Consider the following 12,606-nt stretch of genomic DNA (forward strand, 5'->3'; position numbering starts at 1 on the left):
TCAAGAAAAGTATGTTCTGAATTGATTTAAATTAATAGTGACACTTAGCACATTCTAGACCACCGATGTCCTTCACTTTAAGGGCATTTTTGCTATCTGAATGGAGTTGCACTAATTTATCGTAATATTCATTGCCAGCGGCTTTGATATCAGTTTGTCTGTGACAGTCAATACACCATCCCATAGTTAAGGAACTATGCTGATAAACAACTTCCATCTCTTCTATTGGACCATGACAAGTCTGACACTCTATCCCACCCACTGCGACGTGCTGAGAGTGATTGAAATAAGCCAAATCAGGTAGATTGTGAATTCTCACCCACTCAATTGGCTGATTGTTGTCAACCGCATCATAGATTTTTTGGATCTCAGTTGAAATACCTTCTTTTCCACCAACATTTTGTATATGCTGATGACAGTTCATACAAATGTTTGCAGATGGAATATTTGCTGATTTTCCTATTTCAACACCAGTATGACAATACTGACATTCAATTTCATATTGACCCGCGTGAAGTTGATGTGAAAATGCAATTGGCTGCTTTGGCTGATATCCTTGCTGAACACCTATGGTATATAAACCATCAATTGCGGTCTTCGCTACTAAGGCTATTACTAATGCGGTCACAATGACTACAAATGCGTCACTCCTCAATACTTTTTTTACATCAAATTTTTGATTGATGAATTCAGAATCATCTTCCTCTAGTTTCTGATTATTCAAATACTTTGTTAGTACTGAAATAATTAAACCTAAGACAATAAGAATAAGAAGCAAAACTACAACAAGCACTGCCAGGATAATTGTCAGGTACTCACTTGGAACACCAGATCCTCCTGCTGCTTGCGCCACTTCACCATCACCAGCACCTTCCGCAACCGCAGCTTCCTTATCACCATATTCAATATAAGAAAGTAGGTTATCAAGTTCTGTATCGCTTAAAAACTCATGCTGAGGCATTGCAAGATTATTGTACTCACTGTACAAAGCATTTGCTTGTGCATCTCCAGAAGCAATTAATGCAGCAGAGTTCTTGATAAAACTCTTTGCCCATTCGATAGATCTTCGATCTGTCACCCCTCTAAGGGCAGGGCCAGTGTATTTTTGATCTAGTTTATGACAGGTTTTACAGTTGGCATTAAAAACAGATTTACCTGCAGAAATTGCCTCTTCACTGTCAGAAACATCGGGATTAGCTGCAAAGGATTGAGCTCCCAAAACGAGGAAGAGCATCAAAGCCAGAGTGCTTAATCTTAAGGGAACACCTAATAATGAGCGTTTGATCGACATATTTAATACTTATTAAACAGTTTAATTCACGGTTTTCTAATAAACAGTGCAAATGTACTACCCCAATTCTACATTTCAAACTTGACTTTTATACATGGTACTAACTTGTAAATAGACCTCATAACATTATAAAAAACTGTTATTCAGCATATTACAATGAATCCAATGAACTTTAAAATAATTTAGAATCTTTATAAATAAAACATAATTGGTAGAAATAATTTATTAGGAAAATCCCCAATAAAAACATGTACGATATCTTGATAATTTTCCATTGGGGTTTTGGAATAAATCAGATAATCTCTACATTTGCATTCCATTTAAAAAAATGGTCGGGTGGCCGAGTGGCTAGGCAGAGGTCTGCAAAACCTTGTACAGCGGTTCGAATCCGCTCTCGACCTCCAATTTCAAAAGCATCTTCATTCAGAAGGTGCTTTTCTTTTTTCAAGAAACTACCATTCAGCACTTCCTCTTCGACCCTTGTAATTCTAAGTTAGTTTTTAAAAATCGTATTCCATATATTAAAGGTATCAACAAAATACCTTTCCGATGAAGACAATTTCTTTTCAGCTAAATGGCAAGAACAAAGAAATTCAAGCAGATCCTGAGGAACCTCTTTTATATATTCTCAGAGATGAATTTGAGCTTTCAGGTGCCAAATTCGGCTGCGGACTTCAGCAATGTTCCGCTTGTATGGTTTTGGTAGATGATCAAGCAGTACCGACTTGCCTTAGTCCTTGCGAGACTTTTCAAGGAAAAAACATAGAAACGATTGAAGGATTGAAACAAGGGAATAAACTCCATCCTGTTCAAGAAGCATTTGTCCAAGAGCAGGCTGCACAATGTGGCTATTGTCTCAATGGCATGCTTATTTCCGCAGTTTCGTTGCTCCGATCAAACAATAACCCATCAGAAGAAGAAATCAAAGAAGCTTTGAATAGCGTCATTTGCCGCTGTGGTACACATTCGAGATTTATTAAAGCTGTAAAGAACGTTTCTGAATCAAAGTTGTAAATCATGGAAAACTTTAAACTCCCAAAAACCGACAGACGCTCCTTTTTAAAAGCTTCCGGCCAATTACTTATTGGCTTTAATCTTTTTCCACTTGCATTTTGCAGTCCCAAAGAAGCTGAAGAATTAAAGGCTTTATACGAGGGAATTCCTGAGCGGGCACATCAAGGAAAAGATGTTATTGATTCTTGGATCAGATTGGATGCTGATGGTCATGTAACGGTATTGACTGGGAAGCAAGAACTCGGTCAAGGCATCAGAACAGCATTGATGCAGATTGCTGCTGAAGAACTTGATGTACCTTTTGAAATCTGTCATATCATCAATGGAGACACTGGTCAAACTGCAAACGAAGGATATACAGCGGGAAGTAATTCTGTAGAAGGTAGCGGAAGTGCTATTCGCCAAGCTGCATCAGAAGCTAGACTGTATTTACTTAAAGAAGCAGAAAAAGAATGGGGCATTTCTACCGATCAACTTGAAGTTAAAGATGGTGTCATACTTGGACCTGAAGGAAAGAAAAAATCTTATTGGGAAATTTTGGATGGTAAGTTTTTAGAAGGAAATATCACTGGAGAGGCAAGAATAAAGTCTCCTGAAAAGCATCAAATCATTGGAAAAACATTTCAAAGAGCAGAAATCCTAGACATGGTTCAGGGAAAAGCTCACTTTGTACATGATTTGAGATTTCCGGATATGCTACACGCGAGAGTGGTTCATCCACCTTCGTATGGTTCAACACTAAAATCGCTCGATACTGACTTAATTTCAGGTATGGCGGGTGTTGAAAAAGTCATTGTCGATGGAAGTTTTGTGGCTGTTGTAGCCAAAAGAGAATATCAAGCCATCAAAGCATGGCAAAAAATCAAAGAAGTAAGCGAGTGGGAAAAATCAGAAATTAAAGTAATGTCTGACGCTCTTTTTGCTGACATGGAGCGAAATTCCAATTCTCCTCAAGAGGTAGAAAAGCATCCAAATATCAAATCTGTGATTGACAAGGCAACAAAATCACATCAATCCATTTACAGAAAACCCTATCACATGCACGGATCTACAGGTCCTGGCTGTGCTGTAGCAAAATGGGAAAGTCAGAATCTAACTGTTTGGTCTCCCACTCAGGGCGTTTATCCCTTACAAAATACACTCGCAGATTTATTGGGACTGGAAAAAGAAAACATCAGATGTATAGGAATGCCAGGTTCGGGCTGTTATGGACACAACAGTGCTGATGATGTTTCAGCAGAAGCAGCATTGATTGCCAAGCAGCTTCCTGGCAAGCATATCAGACTTCAATGGATGCGAGATAACGAGCATCAATGGGAGCCTTATGGATCAGCTATGCAGATTGCGCTTGAAGCAGGTATAGATCAAGAAGGGAAAATCACAGCTTGGAAAACACAGGTTTGGTCAGATACCCATAGCACACGACCAAATGGTCGAGCAGGACATTATGTTTCGGCAAGACATTTGGAAAATGCTTTTGAATTTCAAAAAGGAGGATTTTCTGGTGGATCTTACAGGAACGCTTCTCCACTTTATACTATTCCAGATCGGGAGCTCTTACTCCATAATTATGAAGGACCATTAAGAACTTCTGCTTTAAGGGGATTGGGTGCTTATGGAAATATTTTTGCTCTGGAATCATTTATAGATGAATTGGCAGCTCTTGCTGAGATTGATCCTTTTGAGTTTAGGATCAAAAACCTAGATAATCTAAGAGCCATTGAAGTGATCAAAACCCTGAAAAGTAAATGTAATTGGGAAAATAGAGATCAAAGTGGAGCTATAGGCTATGGGCTTGCTTTTGCCCAATACAAAAATTCAGCTTCCTATTATGCAGTACTTGCGGAAGTCCACAAGAGTCCGACAGAAGGTAAATTCAGATTGCACAAACTCACTGGAGCCATCGATTCCGGTCAATGCATTAATCCTGATGGGTTAAAAAACCAAACCGAAGGAGGAATGATCCAATCTGCAAGTTGGACAATCATGGAAGCGGTGCAATATGATGCAAACGGTATCACAAGCAGAGACTGGAACTCCTACCCTATCATGCGGACAATGGATGTTCCTGAAGTCGAAGTGCATATCATCAATCGACCGGAAGAAAAACCTCTTGGCGCTGGTGAAGCCGCTCAAGGGCCTGTCGCTGCTTCTATTGTAAATGCTTTGTCTTCTCTTGTGGACAAAAGGGTTTATGAATTGCCTTTGAAGGAGTATTTTGAGGTTTGATTTTTATAAAAACTAATTCTATAAAGGAATCTTCACCAACTCTCTTCCTCCTCTCGGACTTGAAACAGGAAAGATCAGTGAATTACCATCATCCCCCCAAGAAATTGAAGAACCAATCTTAGTAATTCTATAATCAGACTTCTGAGTACTGAAAAATGTAACCTGCTTCAACTCCTTAGAAACCAAATCTAGCAACCAAACCTGTGAAATTCCAGAACGATCAGATATGAAAGCTAGTTTATTCGCATCGACCGGTGAAAAAGAAGGCGAAAAATCACTCCATTGGGAAACCATTAAATCTACTTTTTGCCCTCCACTAGCCATGTCAAATCCGAAAATATGGTATACTGGCCTATCGTTAAACAATTGTAAGTGATCTACAGCCACCATTTCTGTGATTTGAGAAACATCCAAGCCATAAAAAGGAGACATGCCAGCTAAAAGTTCAGGATCCCGGAAAGAAGGAAACACAGGTGAAGTATTTCCAAAAAAATCACGCTGCCATAAACCAAAATCCTCTCTATTTAAGGAATCTGAATAAAAAAACACTTGTTCATCATCTTTGCTGAAACTTGGTAAGTATTGTTGATGAAAGCCCCCACTGATTAAGGTAAATTCTTCTCCTTCCAAATCAAATATTTCTAAATGGGAAGGCAAAACTCCTTGTACAGATTGAGAAAGTCCTGATGTTGTGACATAAATCAGTCTCTTCCCATCCGATGACCAATTAGGTTGGTTGGCATTTCTTTTTACTAAGTAATGTTGCTGTGCTTCTTTATCCCAAATAAAAAGACTTAAGGCTCTCCGCTCCTCGCCTGCTTCTGTAAATTGCACATCAGAAACATAGGCCACTTTACTACCCAAAGGACTTAGCCTAGGATGCATAAGTGCGTGACCAGACATATCTAACCGAAAAACCAATTCAATTTCTTGAACCTCCGCTGGAATAATCATAACCGTATTGGAATCAACCGAAGTACCTGCCCTATTGGACTTGATAAAAAATTCATAGGCTTCTCCCTTACTTACATCTCCAAACAAAAATTGATTGGTACCGCTAGGCAAGCGAATTACTCTTTCAAAATTTTGAGCACCGGGTCTTTTTACAAACAGTTCATAATTGCTGGCACTTACCTCATTTCGGATACAGTTAAACCCATTACAAATTCTTACATCCCCCCATTGAAGCATAATATTCCCATCATCCGTGAGATCCGAATAAAGTGTTGATCTTACAATTGATGATCCTTCAGGAATAGCGTCTTCGTACTGCTTTTCGCAACTGAACAAAAGAAATATTAAAATAATCGCACTTAACTTTTTCATAAACTTCGGTCAAAAGCATCCTGAAATTAAAACTCACTTTTCACTAGACGGAAAAAAATTTCAAAACGCTACATAAAAATCCACAACTTAATAATCAGGATTAATAAATAAAGTATCTAAAATATAGCTTTTATAAAACCCCTACTGTAATCACAGGATTTTAATGATTTATCATAAGAACATTTCCTTTTATGTATATCCGCTTTCTTACCAGTAGTCATTTAAAATAATCCTAAATTTAAATTGCTACGCCTCGGCGCACAAATGTGGACTTTTAGCTGTCGACTATTGACAATTATCCGCAAGATTATTTGTGATAAAATCAAAAAGTGTTTTTTTTGACGAAAATTATATTTCCTATTTTGTTAGTTGATTCTAGTTTTATATTTATTATTTCCCTACCAATCTCACTTTATAAATCCTCAAAAAATCCTCTTCCTCTTCTTCATTTGGGCTCCTTTGCATCCACAAAAACCCATCACTAGAAGCAAAGCCACTTGTGCTTACACCTTCCATAAATGGAATATTTCCAACTTGTATTAAACTCTCCTTTTCAAGAATTAACATTCCTTGGGACACCTCTTCAGCTGCTTTGGCATAAAGCCTTTCTGATTCTTCTTGATCTCCTGATTCCCAAAGTTCATCAAGTTCTTTCATGGTACTTTCAGGAATCCCTCCATAACAATGTAGGATAAGGTAATCATCCACTACATGGATATTTCTAATCGCAGGCGTACTTCCTTTGATCGTCACAGAACCTTTATAAAACTCCTCCCTAGACGTCACAGGAAGTTTTTCAAAGCCCGGAATGATAAGATCGACTGTACTTTCTAACTCAGCACCTGACTGACTAAGCTTATAAACCCGCAATTTAGGCTCTCCACCAAATGAAACATAAAGTCTATCACCACTCGCTTCCAAAGCTGGCGCGTAATCGCTCTCAAAATAACCATTTCCATCAAGAAATTGACTTCCTTCTTCAAAAGGTACAATTTCTAAGAAAGTTTCTCTTTCTACATCAATCAGCTCAAATGCTTTGAATGTATCATAAAATTTTTGCTCTCTTGGATAGGTATCCCGTGTCCTTACCGATTTACTCAATAAGTATAGCTTCCCCGCCAAATTTACAGTTTCCATCCCTTTACCGACAAAACTCATAAAACCTGCCCCTCCTAAAGATTCAGGATGAGACATTTTCTTGACCATATTACCACCTAGGTCAAAAACAAAAACACCATTCATACCTGCCAAAGCAACTTGCTCTTCATCTATGAATCCTGGGAATTCCATCAAAAAACCATATGCATCAGGTGTATCTCCTTTTTTAGAAAATCTACCAATAATTGCCCCATCACTATCAGTAAAGAGAAACTCTTTGCTAGAATAATCATAGAATGCAAATCGATCCGCCATAGGGCTGACATCCACAAGCATAGGGCTTCCTAAAACATTGATTTCTAATGAATCGACAATAATCAAAGAATAGCCATATTCATTTTCAAGGCTTTGCTCTTTCGGGCTGGAACATGAAAAGATGGCTATTGGAATTAGGTATAAGTAAATGACCTGTTTCATAGAAAAGCTATATCAATTAAGAAGTTAACTGTGATTTAAAAATCGACTATTAATTATAGTATAAAAAATAGGTTTTCCCAAAACTTACTAGAATAAAAAAAGTGACCACCTTTCGGCAGCCACTTTTTTAAATATAGGATAAACAAAGTCTAAAGTCTTGCGTCTTTAGTCTTGTGTCTTATTTTTTCCCGCCTTCCATTTTCTCTTTCAACTCTGCTAAAGCATCTAAATCACCTAAAGTGGATTTTTCAGCTGGTGTAGCGGATGAAGGAGCGTCTTCTTTCTTCTTAGCTTTCTTTGGAGCTGGAGCAGGTTTTACTTCTTCTCTAAAGGTGGCTGTGTGTGAAAGGACAATTCTCTTATCATCTTTAGAGAATTCAGTTACTTTAAAGTCTAATGCTTCACCTACTTCTACAGAAGAACCATCTGCTTTTTCCAAGTTTTTGGAAGTAGCAAACCCTTCTAATCCATAAGGAAGTTCAAGAACTGCACCTTTATCATTTTTAGAAACTACAGTACACTTGTGATCAGAACCTACAGGGAATACGCTTTCGAAAGTATCCCATGGATTTTCTTCCAATTGCTTATGTCCTAGTGCTAATCTTCTGTTTTCTACATCAAGTTCCAAAACAGCAACATCCAAGTCATCACCTACTTTTACAAACTCTGAAGGATGCTTGATTTTCTTAGTCCAAGAAAGATCAGATACGTGAACCAAACCATCGATTCCTTCTTCCAATTCAAGGAATAAGCCGAAGTTTGTCAAGTTTCTTACCACACCTTTGTGCTTAGTGCCAACTGCATATTTTGCAGCCATGTCACCTTTAGTCCAAGGATCTTCAGTCAATTGCTTGATTCCAAGAGACATTTTTCTCTCGTCCTTGTCCAATGTCAATACAACAGCTTGGATTTCATCACCAACTTTCACAAAGTCAGCTGGATTTCTCAAGTGCTGTGACCAGCTCATTTCAGAAACGTGGATCAAACCTTCTACTCCAGGAGCAAGTTCTAAGAATGCACCGTAATCTGCTACGTTTACAATCTTACCTTGTACTTTAGAACCGATTTCAAGTTCAGCAGAAAGTGCATCCCAAGGGTGAGCAGTCAATTGCTTCATACCCAAAGAAATTCTCTTCTTGTCATCATCAAAATCAAGAACCACAATCTGAACTTTGTCGTCCAAATTGAGTACTTCTTCTGGATGATTGATTCTACCCCAAGAGATATCTGTAATGTGAAGCAAACCATCAACACCACCCAAATCGATGAATACACCGAAGTTTGTCATGTTTTTGATCACACCTTCTAGTACTTGACCTTTCTCAAGGTTGTTCAAGATCTCAGCTTTTTGTTTCTCAAGATCTTTCTCGATCAACACTTTGTGAGATACTACTACGTTATCGTTAGTGTGGTTGATTTTCACCACTTTCACTTCCATTTTCTTACCTACATAGATATCGAAATCTCTGATAGGCTTCACGTCAATTTGAGAACCTGGCAAGAATGCCTCTACACCGTAGATATCTACGATCAAACCACCTTTGGTTCTTCTTTTCACAAGACCTTCGATCACGTTATCATGCTCAAGCGCATCTTCGATATCGCTCCATGCACGAACCATTCTTGCTTTCTTTCTGGAAAGAACCAACTGACCAAGTGAGTTTTCTTGCTCTTCAATGAACAATTCAACTTCGTCACCGATCTTAAGGTCTGGAAGGTCTCTGAATTCTGTTCTTGGTACCAAACCGTCAGATTTGAAACCAATGTTGATGATCACATCTTTGTCATTGATACCTACTACAGTACCTTTGATGACTTCTTTTTCGGTGATCTCGTTCAGAGTTCCAGCATAAAGAGCTTCCATTTCGGCTCTTTTGTCTTTAGAATAACCTTCACCAAAACCTTTGGTGTCGAAATCTTCCCAGTTAAAATCTTTTTGATTAGACATATAGTAAAATAATCCTGATTTTCAACAACCCTAGGATCATCGGATTGAGGTTTTTAGTTATTAGAAAAGTCCCTGATAATCAATACCTGAAACCCCGTCCAACCGAACGGACTGCAAAGGTAAGGAAATTTGAGAAAAAGTGAATGATGTCTATAAAAAGTTTTGTGTCATAGGACGATAATTAATACTAGCAAGAACTACTAAAAAAATTGAGTCTTATCAAATTCTATCAACCTTCAAAGTAAACTCAATCTTGATTAAACAGTCAATCTAATAATTCAAAAGGTTTCTGTTCAAATATGACATCACCATCAATTTCACTAAATATTTTAACTAAACCACTTTCGCTTATGGTTACAGATAAAACCGATTCAATTTTCTTTACATTGATATTATCTCTATTTACTTGTAAAATAAAATGCTCATTTTCATCTAATCCCTCAATTTCCCTTGCAGTTAGTCTAATTATGCATAAAAAATAGACTCCGTCAAATACTGCATTTGTCATTCTCACTTCCTTTGAAAAACCATAATCCTTCCAGTATTCAAGTAATCTTTTTCCTGATTCTGTTGAAATAAGAGTTTTATTAAGATCGATTGGAATCTCACTTGTTTTACCTTCTTCAACAATTTTAATAGAGGATTTTGAGTTATCCAAAAAGAAAAAACCAGATTCTTTATATTTCCCACCAGATATAAATGGCCTCACTTCATTTATTTTATGTGAATAAACTACATCCATTGTATTAGTTTTGGTTGAAATCCAAGAAATCAAAAATTCTTTCCTGTCACTTTTTAACATAGAAATTAGATAATCGTCACCTCTTTTTGCTAATACATTAATTGTACTTACTTTTTCTTTTGATAAATCAGAAATTGAAACACTCTGTTTCATTTTAAAATCATTACCAACCACCAAAAACTCAAATGGAACTGTGTTGAATAATTCAATATCATCGTTGCCATTTTTCCAAAATTTAACAATTTGCCCTCCTGGATACATTTTTGGTACCCCTCCACCATCTTTAACTACATTTCCAACTTTATTCCTTTCTAGCTCTTTACCCTCCTTATCATAAACAATAAATAAGTTTTCATTCGTCAAAATCACAATTCTCTCTCCATCCAATTCAACATCGATTGGCATGGCATGTGGCTGAGAAAAATAAGAAGAATCGCCAAAATCGACTTTTACAATTTGTTCTGTCTTTGGGCTATTATTTGAACAACCAAAAATAAAAGTGAAGAAAATAAAAACAAACCAATTCATTTGTCTAGAATTTTTGGGTTAGTAATTGGTTTAGCTATAAAACTTCCGTCTTCAAGAATAAAGAGCAATGGAGTTTCTTCATAGTAAGAGTTTTCAATCAATTCAAAAGGACGATCCCAAAACACATTAGGTCCACTTAATTTTAAAAAGAAATTAGCTTTTGTTCTACTAGAGGATAAAATTAACACTTTTCCATGTCCATCTTCCGAAAAACTATTTACAGAACTCTGATAAATACTGACGCAAGATGAGCACCCATCCAAATTTATGACAAACACCTCATTCCCTTTTATTCCCAATTCATCAAAGTAACTGTTGATTGAAAATTCATTATTTTGAGAACATGAAAAACAGCATGTTAATAAAAGAAATAACTTTAACTTACTCATTTGAAATAAATTCAAAAATGTCAATTTCTATAGAATCTTCATGTAGATTAACCCAAAATGGATTATTTCTAGGTAAATAAAGTCCTTCTGGACCAACAAATGCATTGTATATCAAATATTTTTTGTCTGGAAAACTAATTTCTTTCAGCATATTGAAATCTTTATCTAAAACCAGTATCGAGAATTTTCTTGCTTGTCGATAAGTTGGGTAAATTTCATTTGAGTAATTTTTCAAAGGTTGATAAACAACTCGATAATATAACTCTCTAAACTTGTCATAGAATACCTCACCATACCTAAGATTTGTCAAACTTACTTCATGCTCCATTTTATCAGTCGGCACAGTTGAAAAAGCTTTTAGTTTATTCTTGTCAATTGAATTTTTTACTAAGTGTTTTTCGATATTTTTTGTTGCAAAATCAACCTTTATTAAATGATCCAACAGGGGCCAAGAATAAACAAAAGAGTTACCATCAAATAGCCTAAAAAAAATCATGTCATATGTAGACCAAATTTCGTCTCTATAAGTCTCTGGATAGACTAAACTAGAATCCATAAACAACTTGTTTGAATTTAAATCATATTCAATTCCTAATGGATAAGATTGATTAATATTTGATGGGTTTTGCATATCAAATAAAGGGTATCGGCTAAAAAAAACTTTATTTTTGAAATAAAATGATGGGTTCGTTGATGTTGAAATATGATTAATTACACCAAACTTTTCAGTTTCTAAGGCTGGTGTTTTAATAACATTTTTCACTTCACCTTCTCTATTTAAAATCAATGTCCCATTTATTCTTCCTTGTGGGAATACAAATAAAGTATCTTTGTTATGATAATGAAACCCCTGAGCAATAGTTGTTATACCATTTGGGCCATCAACTGGGAAATGAATCCTTTTCTTCATTTCTCCACTATTTAAATCATATTCATCTATTGAATTTGTAATTTTATTAAGGACATAGAGAAAATCATTTTCAGGTTCTTGATGAAATTGAACCCTTAATAATTCATTCGATGTTGAATCATCCAAAGCTAAATTAATTGTTCTCACTAAATACGAGTCAGAATCAATAATATTTTCACTTTTAATATTTGAACATGAGAATAAAATCATCCCATATAAAACAATAAAGAAATATTTTTTAAAAATTGACATTTTTTTACTTGTAAAGGATTAAACATGATGAAGAACTAAAACTCAAAACGAGAATAAATTCTCATTTTGAGTTTTAGTTAAATTACTTGTGATCAATTAATTACAATTTTGCAAGTATTAGAACATCCTGCACAAGAATCCTCTCCTAAGTACTTTGACATCACGTATAATTGACCATGCACATCTTCTTCAAGGATTTCTCCTTCTTCATCTTCACATGCAGCATCGATATACATTGGAACAAAAAACATAGTCCCAAAAAGAAATAAGGATAATAATGACTTTTTCATAATTCAAAATTTTAAGTTATAGATTTTTTATTAATAGTTCGGTAATGAAATCACCTAAGCCACTTAATTTTTGTGCACAAATAATTGACTTACTGCAATTTACCCCCCTTTT

At 36.0% G+C, this 12,606-nt stretch carries 10 protein-coding genes and 1 tRNA gene; 3 read left to right on the plus strand and 8 right to left on the minus strand.

The window, feature by feature from the left end; genetic code table 11:
- Positions 1 to 31 precede the first annotated feature (31 nt).
- Positions 32 to 1,291, minus strand: a complete 1,260-nt coding sequence (locus tag BELBA_RS18530) for a c-type cytochrome (protein ID WP_014774213.1) — start codon at positions 1,289 to 1,291, stop codon at positions 32 to 34.
- Positions 1,292 to 1,621: 330 nt separating this feature from the next.
- On the opposite strand from BELBA_RS18530, the gene BELBA_RS18535 reads away from it, so the two are divergent.
- The 3 genes from BELBA_RS18535 to BELBA_RS18545 all read left to right on the plus strand — a co-directional run bounded on the left by BELBA_RS18535 (position 1,622) and on the right by BELBA_RS18545 (position 4,534).
- Positions 1,622 to 1,695, plus strand: a tRNA-Cys gene (locus BELBA_RS18535).
- Positions 1,696 to 1,840: 145 nt separating this feature from the next.
- Complete coding sequence (locus BELBA_RS18540; protein ID WP_014774214.1) at positions 1,841 to 2,305, plus strand: (2Fe-2S)-binding protein; 465 nt, start codon at positions 1,841 to 1,843, stop codon at positions 2,303 to 2,305.
- A 3-nt stretch (positions 2,306 to 2,308) separates the two neighbouring features.
- Positions 2,309 to 4,534 (plus strand): xanthine dehydrogenase family protein molybdopterin-binding subunit, encoded by a 2,226-nt coding sequence (locus BELBA_RS18545; RefSeq protein ID WP_014774215.1) that lies wholly within the window; start codon positions 2,309 to 2,311, stop codon positions 4,532 to 4,534.
- An 18-nt stretch (positions 4,535 to 4,552) separates the two neighbouring features.
- On the opposite strand, the gene BELBA_RS18550 is transcribed toward BELBA_RS18545, so the two are convergent.
- From BELBA_RS18550 to BELBA_RS18580, 7 genes are all read right to left on the minus strand, one after another.
- Positions 4,553 to 5,860: a TolB family protein gene (locus BELBA_RS18550; RefSeq protein ID WP_014774216.1), complete on the minus strand. Its 1,308-nt coding sequence runs from the start codon at positions 5,858 to 5,860 to the stop codon at positions 4,553 to 4,555.
- A gap of 390 nt (positions 5,861 to 6,250) precedes the next feature.
- Positions 6,251 to 7,435, minus strand: a complete 1,185-nt coding sequence (locus BELBA_RS18555) for a hypothetical protein (protein WP_014774217.1) — start codon at positions 7,433 to 7,435, stop codon at positions 6,251 to 6,253.
- Between the two features lie 178 nt (positions 7,436 to 7,613).
- The gene (rpsA, locus tag BELBA_RS18560) at positions 7,614 to 9,383 is read right to left on the minus strand and encodes a 30S ribosomal protein S1 (protein ID WP_014774218.1); all 1,770 of its coding nucleotides are present in this window, start codon (positions 9,381 to 9,383) and stop codon (positions 7,614 to 7,616) included.
- Positions 9,384 to 9,648: 265 nt separating this feature from the next.
- Positions 9,649 to 10,653 (minus strand): hypothetical protein, encoded by a 1,005-nt coding sequence (locus tag BELBA_RS18565; protein WP_014774219.1) that lies wholly within the window; start codon positions 10,651 to 10,653, stop codon positions 9,649 to 9,651.
- On the minus strand, positions 10,650 to 11,042 hold the full coding sequence (locus BELBA_RS18570) for a hypothetical protein (protein ID WP_014774220.1): 393 nt from the start codon (positions 11,040 to 11,042) through the stop codon (positions 10,650 to 10,652). The genes BELBA_RS18565 and BELBA_RS18570 overlap by 4 nt, the downstream gene beginning before the upstream one ends.
- A complete protein-coding gene (locus BELBA_RS18575) occupies positions 11,035 to 12,204 on the minus strand; it encodes a DUF4221 family protein (protein WP_014774221.1) in 1,170 nt (389 codons plus the stop codon). Before BELBA_RS18575 ends, BELBA_RS18570 begins: the two co-directional genes overlap by 8 nt.
- Positions 12,205 to 12,296: 92 nt before the next feature.
- Entirely contained in the window at positions 12,297 to 12,494 is a 198-nt protein-coding gene (locus tag BELBA_RS18580; protein WP_014774222.1) for a hypothetical protein, read from the minus strand.
- Positions 12,495 to 12,606 lie beyond the last annotated feature (112 nt).

The sequence above is a fragment of the Belliella baltica DSM 15883 genome, from assembly GCF_000265405.1.
GTDB lineage: Bacteria > Bacteroidota > Bacteroidia > Cytophagales > Cyclobacteriaceae > Belliella > Belliella baltica.